The sequence below is a fragment of the Spirosoma koreense genome, from assembly GCF_054777875.1.
On sequence record NZ_BAAHAC010000027.1, the window covers coordinates 103,021 to 125,532 of the forward strand.

At 53.5% G+C, this 22,512-nt stretch carries 15 protein-coding genes; 1 reads left to right on the forward strand and 14 read right to left on the reverse strand.

Annotation, left to right across the window (positions count from 1 at the left end):
• Window positions 1-106 precede the first annotated feature (106 nt).
• The 4 genes from ACYVC2_RS25910 to ACYVC2_RS25925 all read right to left on the reverse strand — a co-directional run bounded on the left by ACYVC2_RS25910 (window position 107) and on the right by ACYVC2_RS25925 (window position 7,592).
• On the reverse strand, window positions 107-1,675 hold the full coding sequence (locus ACYVC2_RS25910; RefSeq protein WP_461107399.1) for a RagB/SusD family nutrient uptake outer membrane protein: 1,569 nt from the start codon (window positions 1,673-1,675) through the stop codon (window positions 107-109).
• Between the two features lie 140 nt (window positions 1,676-1,815).
• Window positions 1,816-5,043 carry a SusC/RagA family TonB-linked outer membrane protein gene (locus ACYVC2_RS25915; RefSeq protein WP_461107401.1) on the reverse strand — a complete coding sequence of 1,076 codons (3,228 nt, stop codon included), beginning with the start codon at window positions 5,041-5,043 and terminating at the stop codon, window positions 1,816-1,818.
• Window positions 5,044-5,129: 86 nt separating this feature from the next.
• Entirely contained in the window at window positions 5,130-6,902 is a 1,773-nt protein-coding gene (locus ACYVC2_RS25920) for a tetratricopeptide repeat-containing sensor histidine kinase (protein WP_461107403.1), read from the reverse strand.
• 48 nt (window positions 6,903-6,950) lie between these two features.
• The gene (locus ACYVC2_RS25925; RefSeq protein ID WP_461107405.1) at window positions 6,951-7,592 is read right to left on the reverse strand and encodes a response regulator; all 642 of its coding nucleotides are present in this window, start codon (window positions 7,590-7,592) and stop codon (window positions 6,951-6,953) included.
• Window positions 7,593-8,162: 570 nt separating this feature from the next.
• On the opposite strand from ACYVC2_RS25925, the gene ACYVC2_RS25930 reads away from it, so the two are divergent.
• Entirely contained in the window at window positions 8,163-10,754 is a 2,592-nt protein-coding gene (locus ACYVC2_RS25930; protein WP_461107407.1) for a response regulator, read from the forward strand.
• A gap of 34 nt (window positions 10,755-10,788) precedes the next feature.
• Here the strand turns inward: ACYVC2_RS25930 and ACYVC2_RS25935 are convergent, their stop codons facing one another.
• Genes ACYVC2_RS25935 through ACYVC2_RS25980 form a run of 10 tightly spaced genes read right to left on the reverse strand, consistent with a single transcriptional unit; the run spans window position 10,789 to window position 22,463 of the window.
• Complete coding sequence (locus ACYVC2_RS25935; protein ID WP_461107409.1) at window positions 10,789-11,565, reverse strand: glycosyltransferase; 777 nt, start codon at window positions 11,563-11,565, stop codon at window positions 10,789-10,791.
• A 59-nt stretch (window positions 11,566-11,624) separates the two neighbouring features.
• Window positions 11,625-12,500: a glycosyltransferase family 2 protein gene (locus tag ACYVC2_RS25940; RefSeq protein ID WP_461107411.1), complete on the reverse strand. Its 876-nt coding sequence runs from the start codon at window positions 12,498-12,500 to the stop codon at window positions 11,625-11,627.
• A gap of 41 nt (window positions 12,501-12,541) precedes the next feature.
• A complete protein-coding gene (locus ACYVC2_RS25945; protein WP_461107413.1) occupies window positions 12,542-14,041 on the reverse strand; it encodes a T9SS type B sorting domain-containing protein in 1,500 nt (499 codons plus the stop codon).
• A gap of 38 nt (window positions 14,042-14,079) precedes the next feature.
• Window positions 14,080-14,940: a glycosyltransferase family 2 protein gene (locus ACYVC2_RS25950; protein ID WP_461107415.1), complete on the reverse strand. Its 861-nt coding sequence runs from the start codon at window positions 14,938-14,940 to the stop codon at window positions 14,080-14,082.
• A gap of 15 nt (window positions 14,941-14,955) precedes the next feature.
• A complete protein-coding gene (locus ACYVC2_RS25955) occupies window positions 14,956-16,053 on the reverse strand; it encodes a glycosyltransferase family 4 protein (protein WP_461107417.1) in 1,098 nt (365 codons plus the stop codon).
• Between the two features lie 31 nt (window positions 16,054-16,084).
• Complete coding sequence (locus ACYVC2_RS25960) at window positions 16,085-16,957, reverse strand: alpha-1,2-fucosyltransferase (RefSeq protein WP_461107420.1); 873 nt, start codon at window positions 16,955-16,957, stop codon at window positions 16,085-16,087.
• Window positions 16,958-16,972: 15 nt separating this feature from the next.
• Complete coding sequence (locus tag ACYVC2_RS25965; RefSeq protein ID WP_461107422.1) at window positions 16,973-17,929, reverse strand: hypothetical protein; 957 nt, start codon at window positions 17,927-17,929, stop codon at window positions 16,973-16,975.
• A gap of 23 nt (window positions 17,930-17,952) precedes the next feature.
• Window positions 17,953-19,389, reverse strand: a complete 1,437-nt coding sequence (locus ACYVC2_RS25970) for an MOP flippase family protein (RefSeq protein WP_461107424.1) — start codon at window positions 19,387-19,389, stop codon at window positions 17,953-17,955.
• Window positions 19,379-21,616: a GumC family protein gene (locus tag ACYVC2_RS25975; RefSeq protein ID WP_461107426.1), complete on the reverse strand. Its 2,238-nt coding sequence runs from the start codon at window positions 21,614-21,616 to the stop codon at window positions 19,379-19,381. Before ACYVC2_RS25975 ends, ACYVC2_RS25970 begins: the two co-directional genes overlap by 11 nt.
• 4 nt (window positions 21,617-21,620) lie before the next feature.
• Window positions 21,621-22,463 carry a TolC family protein gene (locus ACYVC2_RS25980; protein WP_461107428.1) on the reverse strand — a complete coding sequence of 281 codons (843 nt, stop codon included), beginning with the start codon at window positions 22,461-22,463 and terminating at the stop codon, window positions 21,621-21,623.
• Between the last annotated feature and the right edge of the window lie 49 nt (window positions 22,464-22,512).

The window sequence follows — 22,512 nt, forward strand, 5'->3', positions numbered from 1 at the left end:
TCATTCGGTTGTCATTTGATGGTTATTGATAGCTTCTAAAAAATGACAATGAACGAATGACTATTCAATGACAATCCATGCCAACTGAATGACCACCAAATGATAATTAGTTGTAATAGGGAACGGGGTCTTTGCCCAGTTCAGGGTCCTGCACGATTTCACCCGCCGGAATGGGTAGATACATCTTGTCTTCGGTGAAGTTGGTGATGTAGGTGGCGCCCGTTACCGTACCCCGATTCTGTTTCTGGATCATCTCTTTCGCCCTGGCAAAACCCTGACGCTGAATGTCGTACCAATAGTCGCCCTCGAAAGCGAACTCGACCCGGCGCTCGTGCAGAATATCGTCGAGCGTGATGGCCGTTCTGGGTGTCAGGCCTGCCCGCGCCCTGACTTTATTTAGGGCATCTAATGCCTTGGCATCGGTGGTCGAGGCAGCGCCGGCCAGCGTCGCTTCGGCATAAATCAGCAGAATATCGGCATAGCGCAGCAGCACCACATTATTGCCGGAGTTCTGACCCAGTACGGCATCGCTTCCGAAGCTTTTACCCGGACCGGCAAAGTACTTCACGATGTTCGAGCGGGTGGGTCCCAGGCTTCCGCCATCTTCTACGGGCTGCAGGGTGTCGTACTTAAATCCGTTGGCCATGAAGGCGTTGTATTTGGGAGCATTCACACGCTGGGGTTTCCAGTTGGGATTGGTCCAGCCCTGTTCCATCACCGACCATTTCCGGCGCAGGTCACCGAATTTATACTCTTTCAGCAGGTCCAGCGAAGGCACGTACATTTCCCAGGCGTCGGCTTCGGCCGTACGCAAGGCACCCGCCCCCCGATCAGGATTTTTGATGTTGCCCGTTCCCCACGGATCGCCCGCCAGCTGGTGCTGAATCGAGAATAACGACTCGGCGTTGTTGTTCAGGCTCATCTTGGTAAACATGCCCATGTAATCACTCACCAGGCTGTATCTGCCCGAATTGATCACCTCTTCGGCTTTCGCTTTGGCATTCGCGTAATCTTTGGCATACAGATACAGCTTCGACATCATGCCTTTGGCCGAATATTTCGTCAGGCGTCCGGCCGCGTCCGACTCGGGCAGACCCGCTTCAGCCAGCTTCAACTCTTCGAGCGCAAACCGAAGCACATCCTTCTGCAGGTAGCGTGGAATATTGAAATTCCCCGACAGGGCCGTTGCACCCGGATCGGTGATAATGGGCGCAGCGCCCCAGGTCCGGGCAATGTAGAAGTAAATCGTACCGCGCATGAAATGACACTCGGCAATGGCGGGGTCGAGGTAGGCCGCGCCCCCACCGGCTGCTTTTTTCTCTTCGAAGGTTTTGATCATGACATTAGCGTAGCCAATGATCTTGTAGAACGCCCCCCAGGCAGCACCGATCCGGTCGGAAGCCGACGAAACCGTGAAATTCAGGTATTCGACGTCGGTATAGGTAAACATATTGCCCCCCATGACGTCGCCGATGGCATCCTGAGCCCGGCTTTCGTAGTTCCGCCAGGGTAGTCCACTGTAGAGTGTGCTGGTAGCTCCCCGTACTTCATCTGCATTATTATAATAGTTACCCGTGGTCGTGCCCGACAGAGAAGGCCGGTCGATGAAGTCTTTCGAGCAGGAAGACAACAGCACCGCCGGCAGCATCAGGGCATATATTGGCTTGAGTTTCATATACGTTTAATTTTGACTGATTGAGTGAATGATTGAATAAGTCAGGTAAGGATTTTCTCTGAAATAAACCGCACGTATCTTCCTGTATGGCTAAATTGAGAAGAGTGGGCTTTGGCATTCACTCATTCGATCATTGATCATTAGAATTGTAGATTAGCACCGACCGTAAACGTGCGTGGGTTCGGATAGTGACCGGCGTCGACGTTCATCAGCTTGATGCTGTTGTTGAACGAACCGATTTCAGGGTCGTAGCCCGAATAGTTCGTAAAGGTTTTCAGGTTCTGAATCGAGCCGTAAATCCGCAGGTTCGTCACTTTCACTTTGTTGAGCAGGTTCTTAGGCAGCCGGTAGCCCAGGGTAATGTTCTGAATCCGGGCGTAAGAGGCATCCTCGACGTAGCGATCCGACATGGCCGTATTGTTCTTGTTCGTGTTCGTAAAGCGGGGCAGGGCTCCATTCTGATTACTTTCCGTGTACCGGTCGTTGACGGTGGTCATCTGGTTGGTGTAGGCATTGTTCAGCCCTTCGAGTTGCCAGCGGAGAAAGTTGAATGCTTTGGCACCCTGACTACCCTGCAAGAACAGCGAGAAGTCGAAATCGCCGTAGTTCAGCGTGTTGGTGAACCCCCAGGTGAATTTCGGCAGCGGACTACCGATGTAGGTCAGGTCCTGCGCGTCGATTTTACCGTCGCCGTTGATGTCTTTGTAGCGGATATCGCCCAGCCAGGTTTCGGTTTGATTGACCTTGTAGCCAAACTGCGGCAGGCTCTTGTCCAGGTCAGCCTGCGTCCGGAACAACCCATCGGTTACCAGCCCCCAGAACGACCCCACCGGGCGGCCGGGGGTAGTATGCGTCACGAGGTAGTTGTTATAATAAATCTTGCCGTCGAGCGCCGAAGCGGCACTGGCCGCTTTGTCGTAGGTATTGGTAAATTGTGTAAACACGACGTTGGTCTTCCAGCTGAAATTACCCTTCTTGATGTTGGTCGTTGTCAGGCCGATATCGACGCCACGATTGGTCATCTGCCCGGCATTGCCCAGGGGTGCTTTCAGATCATCCCACTGGTCACCTACACCGATCAGGTTGGGGCCGGTCAGGAAGATAATCATGTCGGAAGTTACTTTCTGGTAGACGTCGATCGTTGCGTCGATGCGTCCGTTAAAGAAGCCCAGATCGACCCCGGCATTGGCCGTTTTCACCGTTTCCCATTTCAGGTTCGGGTTCGGAATTCCATTGATCATGTTCGACGAACCAAACCCTACCGGACCCGAGAAGAACTGCACCGCACCGACGTAGGCCGGGTTGGGCGCCCCACCAGGAAAGTTCTGATTACCGACCACGCCATAGCCGGCCCGCAGTTTGGCATAACTCAGCACTTTCGAAACCTCGCCTTTCATGAACTTCTCGTTCGAGATGGTCCAGCCAGCCGATATGCCAGGGAAATACCCCCACCGGTTATTCGGCCCGAAGTTCGACGAACCGTCGGTCCGGAAGCTGGCCGAAATCGAGTATTTATCGTCGTAAGTGTAGTTGGCACGGGCAAAATAAGACTCCATCGCCCACTGGCCTTTCCCCCCACTCAGTCCCCAGGTGGTTTGATCAGCACTACCCGTGTTGAGGTCGAAAATGTTCGCCTGCAGATCCACTTTACTTCCCGAAATCGACTGGTAATACGAATTCTGAGCCTGGTGGCCGATGGTACCCTGAATGCTGTGTTTTTTAATGTACTTGTTATAGGTCAGGTAGTTCGTCAGCGACCAGTAGTAATTATCGGACCGCGAATCGATCAGCTTACTCCGGAACGACGTACCGCCGACGTTCCCCGCTTTCTGAAACGCCACGTTGTTGTCCTGCCCTAACGCATACGACAGTTCGTTCCGCAACGACAGGTCTTTCGTGAACTGCAGTTCGGCATACAGGCTTCCGAAAATGTTGTTCGAGGTTTTGGTATTGCCCCGGTACTGACTGTTCCCGACCAGGTTCGCGTTGTTATACTGAACCCCGCCCACGGTCTGGCCACCGCCCCAGCTGCCATCCAGGTTTTTGACCGGTATCAGCGGGCTGGTCGAAGCGCCCCACCAGATAGTTCCTTCGGCAGCATCGGCCAGCGAAACGTTCTGAATGCTGCGCGAAACGTTGGCGCTGATACCCACCTTGGCCCAGCTTTTGAGCTGGCTATCCAGGCTAAAGCGCGACGCATACCGCTTGAAATCCGATCCGAGCAGAATCCCTTTGTTGTCGAAGTAGTTCAGCGACAGGTAATACGTCGTCCGGTCTTTCCCGCCCGAAAAGCTCAACTGGTGGTTATTGATTTTCCCATGCTGGAACATGGCTTCCTGCCAGTCGGTCCCGTTGCCGAGCAGGTCGGGTTTTTTGAACTCATCGGCTACGGGGTTTCCGATAATCGGCAGGACTTCGTTCTGGTAACGGGCAAAATCCCGCAGGTTCATCAAATCCAGTCGGCGGGCCACTTCCGAAACACCCGTGTACATCTCGTAGTTGATCTTACCCTCCCCTTGTTTGCCTTTTTTGGTGGTGATCATGATGACCCCGTTGGCCGCCTGCGAACCGTAAATAGCCTGCGCCGATGCATCTTTCAGCACGTCGATGCTCTCAATATCGTTGGGGTTGAGCATAGCCATCACACTATTGCCGGTCTGACCATCGCTGCCACCCAGGCCCGCGTATCCCGAACTGTTCGAGGTATTGCCACCCACGAACGGTACGCCGTCGATCACAAACAGCGGGTCGTTGCTGTTGATGGATGTCACCCCACGCACCTTGACCGATACACCACCGCCCGGCTGACCACCGTTGCTGGTTACGGTTACCCCAGCCGCTTTTCCCTGCAGAAGCTGGTCGACCCCGGCTGCCGGAATGTCTTTCAGATCAGCCGCTTTTACGGTCGTAATAGACGAAGTAACGTCGGAACGCTTGGCCGTTCCGTAGCCAATGACCACCACTTCGTCCAGCGATTGATCGCCCGTCTGCAGGGTAATGTTCAGCGTTGTCCGAGAACCCACCTCGACTTCCTGCGTTTTCATCCCGATAAAGGAGATTACCAGGATTTTCGAGCCGGCGGGCATATTGATGGAAAATCGCCCTTCTACGTCCGTTGTCGTTCCGAGCTGTGTTCCTTTTACTGATACGGTTGCGCCGGGCAGGGTATTTCCTTTTTCGTCCGACACAACGCCTTTGACCAGCCCTTTGGCATCGGCCGGTGCGTTGATACTCGTTTTAGCCGCTTTTATGGTCGCCAGAGCAGGCGGGTTTTTATCCGCGGCTGCACCGGTCATCGCTCGCTCCTGGGCGTGGACATTTAGCCAACTGCTCAGAAGGAAGGCTCCCGAAAGCACATGTTTGATCATGGGAATAAAATTAATTGTTAACTTAGGTAATAGGCTAAGTGGATTATTCAGGCAGTAGAGCCTGTAAGCCACGATCGTTGATTTATTCAGGCGGGAATCGGCCCGGCTTTGACGAGTTTCTGTACGGGTAGCGAAATCATTACCGACGTTCCCTTACCGGCTTCACTCTGCCAGATAACCTGTCCGCCGAGGTAAGCAATGCGCGATTTGATGTTGGCGATTCCGTTGCCTTTTGCCGAATCATCGGCGAAGTCGCCCCCCTGGCCATCGTCATCGACGCTGATCAGAACCGTTTCGTCGTTGGCCATCAGCTGTATGGTAATGGTCTGGGCATGCGCGTGTTTCAGCGCATTGTTCAATAACTCCTGAATCACCCGGTACAGCATAGCCGACGCTTCCTCGCCCAGTAGTGGTAGTTCGCCGTAGTGTTCCAGCACCAGCATCGTTTCATTGACCAGGTTTAATTTCTGGACCAGATCTTCCAGCGCCGGAATCAGGCCGAAGGTGGATAGGGCGTAGGGCCGCAGGTCGTTGGAAATCAGCCGGGTTTCGGTGCAGGCTTCGTCCAGAAACTGGTTCAATGGCTCCTTTACCGACAGCGGCAGGAGCTCCTGATGGGCCTCTACAAACAGCTTGATCCGCGACAGCTGAATGCCTAGTCCATCGTGTAAATCCCGGGCAATCCGGCTCCGTTCGCCTTCCTGCCCTTCGATCATGGCCCGTAGCGACTTCAACTCCAGCTGGCGAATCTGCTGCTGGGCAATTACGGCCTGCTGACGGGCAATCAGCTTCTGCTGCCGCCGGAGAAAGACCAGAGCTGCTACGCCGACGATACTGATTACCAGAATGCCGACCAGCATCGAGTTGAGAAACCGCTGACTCTGACTCTGTTCTTCGGCAAGTTGTTTCTCGACTGCCAGGGTTTTGATCTGACTGTCCAGCTCCTGCAACCGGATGCTTTTCGTTTGCTCGGATTCGTAAAACTGGTTAGCCAGGTCCAGGGTCTTCAGCGACGATGCGTAGGCTTGCTTGTAATCGCCCATGCGGGAATAGCTGTCTGCCGAGTGCTTGGCCAGTTCGCGCAGCATAGCCACATTTTTTTCAGCTTCGGCCAGCGTATAGCTCTTCTGATAAGCCGCAATCGCTTCTTTCGAATGGTTTCTGAACTGCTCGACAAGGCCCAGGTAAAAATAATTCAGGCCGATCAGCCAATTGACATGCAACCGGTTGGCGATCGTCAGGCTCCGGCTGGCAAAATACTGAGCCGAATCTGGGTTCTTTAGCCGCGAATACGTATTGGCCAGCAAATTCAGCGCATAGGCCTGCGAAAAAGCCTGCTTGTACTGGACGCTCATCCGTTCGGTTTCGCGTAGCTCGGTCAGCAGCGTTTTCGGAATAGGGTCTTTTTGCTGATCGATGTTGGCCAGACCCAGCCGGCACTCGATTACTTTCGGCATGTTACGAGTCCGCTCAAAAAACTGACGGGCTTTTCCGAGGTACTTCCTGGCGTAAGCCTGCATGAAATAATCGTGCGTGTAATAGTCGCCGATCACCAGGTGCTCGTTGTAATAGCCGGTCGAATCGCCAACCAGGCTGTAGTATTTGAGTCCATTGAAATAGGAGTCCATCGTGTACTTATTGTACCCGTACAGCTGATGGTAATAACCGCCTAATTGATCGTAGGCTTTGGCTGCCTGCGCGTAGTCTTTGTTCAGAACCAATTGCCTGATTTCCTTTTTCAGGCTGTCGATCGGTGGTACGGCGGCCCCTGCGCCCACACTCAGTCCATTCACTCCCAGAAGTATGGCTACTCCAATGACTGTTTTACGCAGCAGGATGAATGGAAGATTCAGTCGCATGTAGATCGGTATATTCGTTGAGGATAGTCTGGTCGAACCGGGTGGTCATTAATCAATGTACTGCAGTTCCATAGCGGTTTTGATCAGCAAGGCCGAGTTCGACACGCCAAACTTCATCAACAGGCTACTGCGGTGAAACTCGACGGCTTTGGCGCTGACAAACAACCGATTAGCCATCTGCTGAGTCGTCAATCCCTGGGCAAGCAGGGTTAGCACTTCTGCTTCGCGGGGCGTCAGATTCGGCTTGATCCCCGTTGTCGATTTCCGGGTTTTTGGCCCGTCGTGGAGTAAAATCGAGGTGATGATCTCATTGAAATACGGCTTCCCCTGGTAAACGGTCTGAATCGCCTGCAGCAGTTCGGTTTTGGTCGTATTCTTCAGCAAATAGCCTTTGGCCCCTTTCTTCACCACCCGCTTGATCAGGCTGGCGTCGTCGTGCATGGTCAGGGCCACCACATTGGTTGCGGGGTAGGTTCGGGTGATGTATTCGCAAAGCCCAAGCCCATCGTCGATCTGCGGAAAGGATATATCCAGCAGAACTACGTCGATAGTCGTTTTTGTCAGCTGTTCGAGCACCGACGCGACGGTAAAGCAGCGCTGGCTTACTTCAATGGCTGACGAACCCGAAATAAGGGACTCGATTCCTTCCACAAAAACGTTATGATCGTCTGCTATTAGTACTCGTATCATCTAATCACTTGAATGAGGTAGCGCGGGCCGTCCAGCCGTTTCCTCGATTAATTGCATGCTTCGGCGGTCTATTACGAAGCTGCCGCGCCTTTCTAACTAAATAGAATTTTGTTTAGCAAAATTAGGACTTATTGATAGGTCGATAGAATAGTGAAAACCCGACTTTATGGAAATTTAGGGAAAACCCTATACAGGCTATTTTGCCTGAGTCAGTACTTTATTGTTAAGCGTAGCAGACGGTTGGGCGGCAGTGGCCTCGTAACTAATAACCCCAGATAGTACCGCACAGGTTTCCGATTGAGCTGAATATTTTACAACAAAAATAACCGTATTCGTGCCTGTTCCAGGCTACAGAAATACAGTTCGTTACCCCTTCCCCGGCCAGGCGACTTTGTAACTAACAGCTCAACTTTTAGCTCTTTTTTAATATATTTTTTATACTTTTAATTTTTATCGTTAATCAAAGCACTTGATTATCCACCCTCCTGTATTTTAATATTAACTTTAGGTCGACTTAGCTTTCCAACTAATAAAAATGTGAAATACCTCTCTGGGAAGCCGTCTATTGCCATGAATCAAACGAAACGGATACCGATCATGGTAGCCATGGGCTTACTGATTACAGTGCTCATCGGTATAAATGCCCGTCAGACAATCCATCAGTTAATCAAAATGAATAACTGGGTGGTTCATACGCACCTGGTCCTCAATAAAACGCAGCGCATCCAGGCGCTGCTGACCGGTATGGATAATGACCTGCGTGGGCATCTGCTCAGCAGCAATCCTTATTTCAAGTCAGATTTTGACCGCAACAGCCAGGAGATGCAGAAGCAGCTCGACGGCATACTGGCGCTAACGGCCGATAATCCTACTCAGTACAAACGGGCCCAAGCCATGAATCAGCTTTTTCGGAAGAAGCTGATCAGTAGCCCTCCTCTGTTTGCGGCCAACGCTATCAGCAGTGGAAAGTCGCGACTTGACTCGATCGGTGCTTTTCTGAACATGAGCACAAGCTTTTATCAGGTGCTGAAGGCAACCGAGAGCTACGAGAACGTACTGCTCGAAACCCGTACGGCTCAGAGCAAACGATCGGCTTCGTACGCTACGATCAGTAACCTGGTCGGGGCCATTGCCGCTCTGGCCATGATTTTATGGGCGATGTATCTGCTGAATCAGGCTCTGCGCAGCAGCAACAGCCTCAACCAGAAACTAGCCGAAAGCGAACAGCAAATTAAAAAATTAATGGAAGCCGTGCCCGTTCCCGTTGTGATCGTGGACGACAGCGGAAAATTCTATTATGCCAATGAAGCGGCTTCGCAACTGTTTGGGAACATATCCGCCTACAGCCCCTACGAGAACCGATTGCAGAACATGGAGCTGTACCGCTTTCCGAGTGGCGAGCCTTACCCCGTCGAAGAAAGGCCAACCTATCGGGCATTGCGGGGCGAGGCTTCGCGAGTCGATGACCTGGAGGTTCGCTTACCAGGAAAAACCATGCAGATGCTGACCTCTTCGTCGCCCGTTTACGACGCAGACAACAAGCTGCAATACGTCATTACGTCGAGCATCGACATCAGCGATCGGGTACTGTCGCAGCAGCGGCTGGAAGAAGCCAAAGAAATGGCCGAAAAGGCCGCAAAGCTTAAGGAAAACTTCCTGGCCAACATGAGCCACGAAATTCGTACTCCGCTGAATGCAATGCTGGGTTTTTCAGAACTCCTGGGCACCACCTCACTCGACAAAGAGCAAAAAGAATTCGTCGCCCTGGTCCGAACGGCGGGCAAGAACCTGCTTACGATCGTGAACGACATTCTGGATATTTCCAAGATCGAAGCGGGGATGATCAAGCTGGAATCCATCCCGTTTAGTATTCCACTGCTTACGGCGTCGATAAAAACCATGTTTCAGAACGCAGCCACCGACAAGGATCTGCACCTGGTCGTGGAAACTGATCCGACGCTGCCGACTGTTTTTCTGGGCGATCCGACGCGGCTGACGCAGATTCTGCTGAACCTGCTCAGTAACGCCATTAAGTTTACCAAACAGGGCGGTATAACCCTTCGAATCGAAAAAGGCGAATCGACCGCCGAGTTCGTGCGGGCGCGCTTCATCATTCAGGATACGGGTATCGGAATCGACCCGGATGTGTTGCCGCATATTTTTGAGCGCTTCCAGCAGGCAAACGATTTTACGACCCGCTTCTACGGCGGCACGGGGCTGGGCCTGAACATCGTCAAGTCGCTGACCGAACTACAGGGCGGCTCGATTGCAGTCGATAGTAGCCTGGGGGTAGGGTCGACATTTACCGTAGAAATCCCTTACCGGATTGCGCCGGAGCAGATCACTTTCGATAAAAGCCCGGTTTCAGCCGAAGCGGTACGGCCCCAGGGAAACGTTCACGTGCTGGTAGTAGAAGACAACCTGATGAACCAGAAGCTCGTGCTGCAGGTACTTAAACGGTTAGGCTACCGGGCCACCGTGGCCGATAACGGGCAGAAAGCACTCGATCTGCTTCAGAACAACAGCTTCGATATTATCCTGATGGATATACAGATGCCGGTTATGGACGGCTACGAAACGACCCGCCGGATTCGGTCTACGTTTAAAAATCCAATACCGATTATTGCCATGACTGCTCACGCGCTGGCCAGCGAGCAGGAAGAGTGCCTGAAAGCCGGCATGAATGACTTTTTGCCCAAACCCTTCCAGATGGAAGAACTGCAACTGCTGATGCGCAAGCATCTGCCCGTTCCAATTGCTGTGGCACCCGAACCGACGCAGGTCCTGCCGGCCAATCCCCCGTCGGCCAGTTTCTCGGCCGACGCGCTGCTCAGTGCGGTCGGAAACGACACGGAACTGGCCAACGAGCTGCTGGAATTATACGTCAGCCAGACACCCGACGAGCTGAATCATCTGCAACATGCGCTGGCCCAGGCCGACATTACCACCGTTAGCCAACTAATTCATACCCAGAAGGTCCACACAAAAATGCTCGGCATGACCGAAGCGACCCGGCTGATTCTGGAAACCGAAGCGCTCGTACGGGCCAGGCAGGGTATAGACACGATCGCTCCGCTCATAGAACAGTATATTGTAGAGGTGAAGGCGGCACTGCCCGCTATAAGCCAGTACCTGGAAGCAACCCTCGACCCCAACTCGTAAGCCGCTCTGGCAGGCCTCCCGACAGGCCAGCCCATTACAACCGCTTGAAATAGATATCCCGATTGAACTTGATCTGTTTGTAGATATCCCGAATAAACACCAGCAACGGGTTTCCACTTACCGACCACTTTTTGCGGCTAATGGTGCTGGGCTCGTCTTCGCTGTTTTTCTGATAAAACAGGTGCTGAAAGTCGTTATAAAATAAGCCTCTTCCCTTATTCTGAATAAAGGCAACCGACATTCGGTACTCTGTTTTGTCGGGGTGAATACCTTCTGCATACCGGCCAAATCGCTCAAAAAACGTACTCCGGCGCAAGTGTGGATGGTCGCTGTAATAATATATTTTATTGTAGTTGGTTGCCCAGGCCGGAATATACATTTCCGAAAAAGCATTGGTGAACGGTTTCAGGTACGGATAACGCAGATAGGCGTAAAACCGGACAATATCGAATTCCGAATGTTTTTTTAGAAGGTCGAGCGCTTCGACAAAATGACCCGGAAATTCCGGCGCTGGCTCGAAGTCCTCCTGAATATACAGCGTGTACGGCGTCTGAACGGCATCCTGCCCTTTGTTGATGTTGTTGCCCAGACCTTTGTTTTTAGGCGTTGTAATGAGCCGAAAATCGTACTCGGTCTGCAGATTTTTCATGTAGTCGATGTGCTTTTCCTGGCTGCCATCGTCCGACACGACAATGTCTCCGAAGGTGCAGTTCAGCCGCTTGAAACTCAAAAGCAGATTTTCCAGGGAAGTACTTCGGTTATAATGCGTTACTAACAGGGTAACTTCGGGAAAAGTATAGGTCTGTTGCATGGGAGGTATGGGTCCTAAACCGGTTTTCGTCTTTTGTAAATTCAGTTTGATATAAGTAACTATTTATCAGGAAGTTGCAATTGAAGATGCTGCTGCAGGCCGTGCTGGCAGAACGTCAGTTTTTGCTGGATCGTCTGCATGGCTCTATCCTGATTGGTCGATTCCTGCCCGCGCGAGGCCTTCGAGTGGTACAGATGAAACTGTAGGGCACCCAGCCGGATAAAGCGGAGTTTAAGCCCCAGGTTTATCAGCCGCAGGGCTAGATCGGTGTCTTCCCAACCCCAGCCCGTAAACGCTTCGTCATAGCCGTTGATCCGGATGATATCGGTTCGCCAGAAAGCCATACTACAGCCGGACACATACTGGTAATGGGTGTCCCAGTGGTAGAACCGGCTCACAAGTTTCTGGAGCGGCTGTACGCGAAGGCGGCTCCAGTTCCAGCGGGACCGATGGAGCAGCGCTTTGACTGTCAGGGGCCGGGACCAGCTGCGGTCAGTTTCCTGCAAAGCCGCTTCCAGCGACAGGGCCGGATCGGCGAGCAGTCGGCGGGTCATGTCATCGGACAGATGGTACTGTGTACCGGAAAAGAAAAAGCCAGGACGGGCATTGTATAGATAATCTTCCACAAAACGCGGGTGTACGATCACATCCCCATCTATCTGAATCAGGTAATCGCCCCTGGCAACAGCCATACCCATGTTCCGAATGCGCGCCAGTTGAAAACCATCGTCGGGTTGCCACACGTGCCGCAACGGCACGGGGCTTACTTCCTGTAATCGCTCGATGAGGTGCCGGGTTGGTTCCGCCGATCCATCGTCGCAGATGATAATCTCCATCGGCATCCGACTCTGTCGAAACAAACTGAGCAAGCACCTTTCCAGTGCAGCCGGGCGGTTATAAGTCGCGACTAACACGCTGCAATGAATGGAACTCATGGTAATTGGTTTTATAATTTTGGCCCATACAGGCACTGTACTTATCGGACCAGCGTAACCAGGCCGCTCCGGCTGAAATGATTCTTTGTATTCAACGTACTGACTACGCTGTATTCAATGGTCCAGGCATACAGGCCAGCCATACAGGGCTGGTTCTCGTACGTCCCATCCCACTGCACATCGGCCTGTCGGCTCAGAAAAATGACGTTTCCCCAGCGATCGAACACCTGAAACGTATAGGTGGTGAACGTGCCGGCGTGAAATACCACCAGCTTATCGTTTACCGAATCGCTGTTGGGCGAAAATGCATCCGGCACATAAATGTCTTCGGGGTGGCAGTTCTGCGACTGGGCCGCTACCGAATCGCGGTAAGTACAGCCGTCCAGATTGGTTTCCAGCCAATAGGTATCCGATGTACGGACGGTGATCTGGTTGTCGGCGCTTTGGTTCGACCAGACAAAGGTGGTGCCCGCCGGTAGCGGACTCGGTACGCGGAAGGTGTAGGAAGCATCCTCGCAAAAAACCACATCGTTCCCCAGGCTGAACGGCGCATCTGGCCGCCCATCCACGATGAGCACGTTGGATTCGGCCGAACACTGCGATCGACCGACCGCGGCTGCATTGATCGGCTGGGCGTTGCGTAAGCGGTAGTAGGTCCGACCCGCCCGAACCGGATCGAGGGTATACGTAGCCCGGCTTCCGCCCGAAATGGCCGTCCAGGTCTGGCCATCTGTGCTTTGCTGCCATTGATATACCGGATTTGGATAGCCGACGGCCTGCCCGATGGTCAGCGCCAGGCGCGTGTCGGCGCAGACGGTCATGCGGGCTTCGGTCGAGTTCGCAAACTGAATGGACAGCGTTGGGTGAACCGGCCGAAACGCGATATCGTCGATTACCAGGTCGTTGCCGCAGCCGCCCAGGCCCTTGTTGATCAGCTTGACAACGATGTCATTGGTATTGGTCTGGATCACAAACCGCATCGTCAGCGACACCCAGGCAGGTGATGCGGTGCGGGGCACCTCGGGCTGAATCACTTCGTTGATCAGGGTACCGTCGGTTTGCTCGACCCGCATGGCAATAATAGGGTTACGCAGCTTGTACTCATCGCACGGACCCGCCTGCAGCTCCCGGTTCAGGTTCAGCACCCAGAGCGAAAATTCGTAGGTAACGCCCGGACACAAGCCCGTAGCTTTCTGACTGAAAAATTCACTAGGCTGGTACGAGGCATTGACCACGAACATATTTCCCCGCACATCGTTGGGGGTATGATCTTCCCGAACCGTATGCCAGGCGTCCCCGTGGCAACCACCGGATACCGTATCGATCAGGTTGTATTCTCCGTCGCTCGGGCAGGCAATGGACCGGTACGCAAAACTCGTTTGGCCCTGGGGCAGTTGTCCGCGCGGCCCGGCTCCAAACGTTTCGCAGATGATAGCCCCTTCACTACACTGCGCCCAGCTTCCACTACTGGCCACGAACACCAGTAGCACCAGCCAACAGAGCGGGTGCACAAGGATCGATATGGTCGAAGGAGCAAGCATGAATGCAGAGCAAGCGGACAGTTTCCCTGAATTAGCGTTTACGAATTGAGTGAGGTTTTGGTATCGTGCGGAGGCTGAGCGGCAAACATGCCCTTCAGACGCCGGAGTTCATGCCCTATTTTCAGGAAGAGAGTCCTGGAAAAGCCGCCGTCTTTTTCGAGAGTCCGGGTACCGGTCCAGACGCGGGCGTTGTCGGCTTTTACCTGCTCGACCCGCCCGAAATTCATCAGGTCGAAACACAGCCGCCCGTCTTCGCCCCGTATTTTCTTCATCACATAGCCCACTTTCAACGCCTGCTCACGGATGTAGCCCGTGCTCATGCCGTAGGCGTTCAGGTGTGGGCGTTTCAGATGGCGCACCTCCGCAATGGCATCTTTCAGGGTTTCAAGCATGGCCAGTTTCCAGCGGGCAAACCCCGGCGACGGAATGAAGGAATACCGCCCGTAGACAAACACGACCCCCGGCTGGCGGAGTACGGCCATCATCTCATTGACCCAGTCGGGCGGATACAGGCAGTCGGCGTCGGCCGTCAGGATGTATTCGCCCCGCGCCTGCTCAAGGCCCATTTGCCGGGCGGGCCCCCAGCCCTGAATGGGTTGAAACACGCTTCGCACCCGAAGTTTGTCTAACGTATCCTGCATGCGGTCGGTCGAGTTATTGTTCACAACGACGATCTCGAACGGAATATCCGTCTTCATTTTGGCCAGCGAGGCAATGCTTCGGAGCACATTCACTTCCTCGTTCCAGGCCGGAATCACCACGCTCACGACCGGGTTGGGCTGCAGAACGGCTTCCAGATCGCGGTTGATGGCTTCAAAGACCGATTCCGGAATCTCGCTGAACGAGGCATACGGGTAGCGGAAAGTATAGATCCAGTCGGGGGCTTTCAGAATATTCATAGGACAAATGCGCGATCAGGCTAAGGATTTGTACACGTCTAAGGTCTCGTCGATGGATTTCTGGAGAGTGAACTGAGCCAGCCGCTCCGTCCCTTTCTGCACCAGCCGGGCTTTCAGCGTGGTATCGTTCAGGGTTTTTTCCAGTTTATCGATCAAATCATCGATATCGGTGGGTTTGAAATAAGCGGCTGCATCCACGGCCACCTCCCGAAAGCATTCGGTATCGCTGAGCAGCATCGGGCACCGGGCTTTGAAAGCCTCCAGAATAGGCAATCCGAACCCTTCATACAGGGAGGGATAGACAAACAACTGGGCGTTCTGATACAGATAATTCAACTGCTCGTCGGTAGCGTTGATGTGCCGTACGCGATCGCTCAGGCCCAGCCGTTCCAAAAACTCGCGGTCCGCGATTTCCAGCTTGCCCCCACCCGTCAGCACCACGTGCAGGTCGGGCATGCGCGGAGCCAACTGCTTAAAGGCGTTCATAAACAGGTAAAAGTTTTTATAGCCGCTCCGGTCGCCCACAAACAGCAGGTAGTTCTTAGGCAGGTTTTCCACCGGTTGCACCGGTAGGGGCGAGTCAGTATCGATCCCGTGGTAAATGACCGATACTTTTTTCGGGTCGACATCGAAAAAGCTGAGCAGGTCTTTCCGAGTTGTGTTCGAAATCGTGATGATGGCATCGGCCCGACTGATGTTCAGCCGTTTCTGGTGCGTGAGTGGGTCCTGCGCCCAGAAGTACTCCGGCAGCCGCTCGTAGGTCATGTCGTGAATGGTGATGACCAGCGGTTTGCGCAGCTGTTTCAGAAAATAAGGATCGTAGTAGGTAGGATGAAATACATCGAAATCGGCTTTATCGAGCAGGCGCTGGCAATAGAACTGGTTCAGCAGGTAATCGTACCGTTCATTTCGGCTCAACACCCGATCGCTCAGGCCACCTTTCATCAGGAGCGGCTCGTTCTGGATGTAGTGATTTTTGGCGTGTAGCACTCCCAGTTGATACGTCATGGTATCGGTGCGCTTGATTCCCTGGATGATATTGGCAAAGTAGCGGCTGATTCCGCCGTACTTCTGCGTTGTAAATTTCTGGTGGTCGATGAATACTTTCGTCATGGTTCGTCAGCGGTTGGGCAGGGAGTTACGGTTAGAGGGCCAGCCAGGTCGACGGAAGCAAATCTTTCGTATTCCAGTCGGGTTTGTTTTTATACCACTGCTTCGGGGTAATCACCAGCTTGTCGGGGCTCGGATTGAGCCAGGCGCCCCACCAGCTGAAAGAGCTATTGGCAATGATATGGTGTCGGCACTGGCTCATCAGGACCAGATCGGCGACGTCGCCGTCGGGTCCGGTATTCTTCACGAACACCGCACTGTCGGGCAGCGGCAGATTTTCTTTAACCCATTCGTGATCATCGCTGAACACAAACAGCTGGGGGTCCGCCACCTGCGCGTTCATATGGAAAATTGCCTGCTTGTAGTATTCGAGGCCGATAAACCCGAACGTTTTGCTGAATTCTGGATGGTTGACGTAATCGCCCCGCCGAATATGGATAGACACCGGCATGGTAGCCTTCCGGATGAGCTGCTGGTAGTGCTCAAACTCGGGGCTGGGGGCTGCCGTCAATTGTAGCTCACGCCGGATCGCGTCGGCATTATCCTGGAAATACGCTTCCGACTGCCAGAAACCATCCAGCGTAACACACTGTGCCTGAGCAGACAACACACTCGCATCGAAATGAAAGTGCTTCTCTTTCAAAAAGAGAAAAAAAGGCGGCAGGCTGCGGTTGGGCAGCAGCTTTGTCGCTTTCGATACGTACTCCAGTGGCGACTGCTGCAGAATTCGATACGGCACCGCAAAATGGCCGAGTTTGAAAGCTCGGGGTGTGTCGGTATCGTACCTGTACTTGTAATAGCTCAGATCCAGATACAAAGACGTCCTGTTTTTCAGGGCGAGGTGCCGAGCCACCGCGTACTGAAAAAGCTGATTGCCTAAGCCACTGGTTATTCTGCTAATAATCATGATGGATCGTTGCTATTAATAGGAATTGGTCAAATGCGTAAGCACCTCGGCCTGGTCGCGGGCGTGCAGAATCGTAGCGCCCGACAGCCTGGGAAATAAGGTTTTGTATTCGTCGAAGGGGTGTTCCATGCCCCAGTTCGGGTTGGACAGAATGATGTTTGTGCCGCCGAAGCAGCTGGCCAAGGCCGCCGTGCCGCCGTGCATCGAAATAAAATGGTTGCAGTTGGCGTAGACCATCAGTTGCAGGTGGTTGAAATTATTCACCACCTTCGGATGATACCGGGTGTACAGATCGCTCATCAGGATTACCTCCGGATGGGCCTCCTTCAGCCAGGCATGCTCGTTGAGCTGCATAGTTTCGCTGTTATCCTGCACGATCTGGCTGGGCAGCGGACGGTTATATATAATCTGGTAGCGGGAGCCATACGTGCGGATGATCTGGTCCAGCGTCGGGATATCCAGAAAATTGATCGGGGGCTGATCCCACTCGATGTTGTATTTGTTGGCAATGACCAGCAGGGGTTTATCGTAAACGAATATATCGTTTCGGAAATGCGTTTTGTAGGGCACCTGCCGCCAGTTCCGAAAACTGTACGAGTTGCTGTGGGTCATGTTCGGCACGTTGAAGTGCTCGTACGACTCCCGCCAGACGCGTTTCTGGAACCGCTCTTCGTGGTCTGGGCTGAAGAAGTAAAACTCTTTGGTATCCTGCGCCGAAATGGTTTTGAGCAGGGTTCCGTTCAGGTGATGCCAATACGCAAACGGCAGTACATAGCGCAGCTCCTGGTCGAACTCACCGTGGTAGCTGATCACTTTGTACCGTTTCTTGAGGAGGTAGTCCTGAACGACGTAACTTCCCTGCACCAGCTTACAGTAATAGTTATCCCGCACGAAGTACCGCAGATCATCGCGGAGCTTCGGGTAGCGCAACCGGGCCACTACGTACAGGGACTTCAGGATTAACTGTTGCATAGGATTCTTCGCAGGCATAAAAATCAGGCTGTTTTTCCCATCGTTTTCAGTTCGGCAAACGACAGTTTATACCGGAGAATGAGACCGACGTAAATCAGTCCGCCGAGGAGTACCTGCGTGACGGTATGGTACACACTGATGGTATCGGCGTAGGATTTATAAAGCGCGATGGCCCCCACCATGAGCAGGCAGAACAGCGCCGGCTTCGTCATATTCTGGATAAATTCCCGGAGGAAGGGACCGATCAGCGAGTAAACTACCCGGAAATTGATGAGCAAATTGGCCAGCGTGGCCGTCAGAAACGCCATGGCGATGCCCGTAACTCCCCAATAGCGGGCAAACACGTACACGAGCGGAATCTTGATGAACAGCGTAACGACGTTCAGCAGAAACAGCAGCTTCGGTTTTCCTTTCGAGAAAGCCAGCGTAAACAGCGGATTGCTCAGGAACGTGAAAATGCTCACAAACACGAAGATCCGGATGAGCAGAATCGTGGGTTCCCAGCCGGGTCCGTAAAACAGCGGCACCACGCTGTCGGCGGTAATGAACAGGCCCGCCAGCAGCGGCAGATTGATGTAGGTCAGCAGGTCCAGAATGGTCAGATACGACTTTTTCAGTTCCTCGTTATCGCCTTTGAAGCGGGCCAGAATCGGGTAGGCCACCTGTAGAATGATCGGGTTGAGCCGGTTGATGGGGAAAACCGCCAGCTGCGATGCCAGGGTGTAATAACCGAGTTGCTTCACGCCCAGCATGCCACCCACCAGAATGTTATCGGAATTGGCCTGCACGAACCCGACAATCCCGTCGCCTACGTTGTAGAGCCCGAACCGCAGGTGATCCTGAATCAGATGCAGATCGAACTTCAGCAACGGCGTAAACAGTTTGGCACCGTACACCACCTGCAGCGCCGACTTTACGGCCTGCTGGGCCAATTGACCAAAAATCAGCGACAGTTCGGCAAAACCGTTATAGGCCAGCAACACCGTTACGGTAGTACCAACGACCGTGCCGGTGATGTCGATGCCCGCAATGGTTTTGAACTGTAGCTCTTTCTGTAACAGAAAATAATAGATCTGACCGAAGTAAACGATCACGAAATACAGCGACGACAGCTTGATGACCTGCTCCAGCCGGGGTTCCTTGTAATAAGCTGCCACCAGCGGCCAGCTGAAAAACAAAACCAATCCGATCAGCAGGCCCAGCGCCAGATTCAACAGATAAATCGTGGACAGTACCTGCTGATCTTCTTCCTGTTTATAAATGATGGAATTGGAAAAGCCGAGATTGGCAAAAATGCTGAAAAACGAAATCAGCAGGGCACTCACACTTACGATGCCAAAGGCCGACGGTTCCAGCAACCGCGCCAGAATGGCCACCTGACCAAACTGAAACAGTGTGGAAACCGCCGTGGACGTGCTGATCCACTTGCCACCGCTAAGCGCCTGTTGTTTATGACTCATTTCGACTGCTGATCAGCGTTGGGTTCGTAGACGCCCGGTGCGTCACTTCGTTGGGCTCGGCATACCGCTTAGTCCGGATTATACCCTGTTCGATATCTTTCAGCGTGGGGCCATCGGCGTCGCTGCCTTCGACCTTGTTCAGCGCAATCAGGATCGGGTGCCGGGCGGCCTTCGTATACAGGTCGAACAACTGCTTATCCCGGCGCCCCCAGATGGTCCGCACGGCCAGTACCATGAGCGAAACGGCACTCCGGTTGACCAGGTGCAGCGGAATTGGGCTACCCACGAGCGCGGGCAATTCCACGATAACCTTATTGAAGGCGTTTATAGCTAACCCATCCTCGGTCGGAAACAGATCTTCGGGTTCCCGTACGTTCATAAAGTTCGGGTGCAGTTCATAGGGAAAGAACGTGATGCCATCCTGCTCGAACTTACGGTCTGTTTCTGACTCCTGCGGGAAGTAGTAGGCCACCTGCTCCCCCGACTCGGCGTACATCCGGGCCAGACCGTGCGCAAACCAGGTTTTCCCCTGTTTCGAGCGCATACTGAAGAGGGTGATGACAGGCGGACGACTGGTTTTCTGGCGCTGTTCGATTTCGATATTGATGGCGTTCCCCAGTTGCTCGAACATGCTGATGGCAGCCCGGCTAGCCTTCGAATTAACCGCAAACTTTTTAACCGTCGGAAACAACGCCGTAACGGGACTACCAATCTGCGCTTCGGCCTCTTCGAGCGAGTTGATCCGCTTGTCGGTCCAGAACCGTATGGCGGCCAGCAACAACGCGATCACTAAACCTACAGCCGCGCCGATCAGACTGAAAAGCAGCCGCTTGGGCGCCTGTGGCGTATGCGGGTAAGCCGGCGGATCAAGCACCGACATCGATCCGTCGATGGCGATATCCTGCTGATGCGTCGTTGCCTGATTCAGTGACTGAACCAGCCCCAGATAGTCTTTCTCGGCCACGTCCAGATCACGGGTCAACTGCCGCTGCTCCGACTCGAGCGGAGTAAACGAGGTCGATTCGTTCTGGTAGTCGTCCAGCCGCTTTTTCACCACCGACAGCCGTGCCCCCGATTCTTCGAACTCCAGGACTTTACCCAGCCACTCGCCGATCAGCCGCGCTTTGGGCACGGACTCCGAGGAGTTATCGGCGGCAAAATACGTCTGCGCAATCTGCTTCAGTTCTTCCGATCGTTGGTTGATTTTGGTCTGATACTGATCCAGCACCGACTGCGGTTGCTTGTTGGTCCGGGCGTTGATGAGTTCTGTCTCGGCCTGCGTCAGCTCGGCCTGCTTGTCGGTCAGCTGTGTGTTGATCTTAAGCACGCTTCCTCCCTGCGTCATGCGCTGGTTCAGGGCGTTCATGGCCGCTTTGGCCGCCTGATTACGCATGAGCTCGGTGTTGTATTCCGTCACCAGAGCCTCACGAGTTGCCGACCGGGTCTTCAGTTCGTCCTCAAAATTGAGCACGTTGTGCTGCACGTTGAACGCCCGTAGTTTAGCTTCGGTATTGTCCAGCAGTCGCTTAGCCTGGCGGGTTTTGTCTTCGTAATACTTGATTACCGGATTCGTTTCGCCCCGTTTCAACGACGTATACCGTTCATTGAGTTCTTTAGTAGCCAGATTCAGTGTCTGCTGGGCCACGGCCGGATCATCGGTTTCGTACTCCAGATCGATCATGTCGCTGGAATTTCTGCGGTTAGCTTTCAGCCGTTTGCTGATATACTCCGCCGAATAAAACGAGTCGGGATTGTAGACGAGCGCTTTCACCGGATTATCGGTTTTGCTGTGCGCCAAGCTGTCGATCCGAATGCGGGTAAAAGCAGGGTCGCCCGCCTTGATCAACGACTGGCGAAGGCTGGCCGGAATGACCTGCTGCAACCGCTGCAGGGTGGCCGCCGAGGGCTGCGCTTCTGTAGGGCTGGGTGGCAACAGATGCCCACTGAGCAGGTTGATACCAACCTGATACAGGGTTTGGTTAGAGTTGAGCGTCGTCAGAATATTGTCGAACGCATTGCTCACCGCCGAATAGTCGAGGTTGAAATTTCCCTGGGCCGAACGCAGCGAATACCCCGAAGCCAGACCCGTGTATAAGGTCGCTTTGGTTTTATACGTCTTCGTTTCATTGCGCATGAAGTAGTAGACCGTACCGGCACCCAGGCAGGGGAACAGGATAAACCAGATAAGGTGCTGTTTCAGCAGCCGCCCGATTCCTTGAAGTGTCATAGCCTTAGTTGCGTTTCAATTGATAGATAGGCACCCCAACGAGCAATTCGAGGGCGTAGATGTACTTGGTAAACTGCGTCTTGGAATCTTCCACCGTTGTCCGGCTCTGCGCGTATCGGTTGCTGTTGTAAGCATGCGCTTCTGGAGTGATCTTGCCCTTCTGAAGCTCTACCTCGGCAATCCGGAAGGAAGCCAGCGAAGCCTGATCGTCGCGCAGGCGTATGTGCAGGATTTTCTGGGCCAGCATCAGGTCCTGCATCAGGTTGAACAACTCCCGCTTGAGCTGAATTTCGGCAATGCGCCGACGCTGTACGTTCGACTCGAAGTTGGCTTTGGCCAGCCGAATCTCCTGCGGCCGGGCAAACAGATCGTGCAGACTGATACTTACGCCAACCCCCGCCCGATAACCGTTCGAGATTTGACCCAGCTGATCGTTGGCGTTCGTACCGGTAGACAAAATGGCCTGGTTACCCGTCGAGTAGTTGGCAAAGCCGTTTACGTTCTGCAGGATCTGAAGCTTGGAGAGCTGATAGGCTGCCCGTTGTGCATCGGCTACAGCCCCTTCGAACTTCACCTGGGGCGAGTATTTGAGCGCCAGTTGGTAGATCTCTTCGAATGGAATCAGTTGGTTGGCGATATCCTGGTTGAAATCAAACGGAAGACTGTCCAGCTTCATCTCTGCCGTAGCGGTCTGAATTGGGGTGGCGGATGCCTTTTGGCCGGTAGTTACCGAAGACGGCGCTGCGGCCTGCCCATACCCGGCGAACTGTACCGAAATCCCCACGGCCAGTCCCAGTATAAGCCGCCGATCAAGGCGAATCCATCGGTTGGTTATCTTCTGTTTCATACGTTCCTGTTGCCTGAAAAAAAACATTCTCACTAGTATTGTTAAAGTT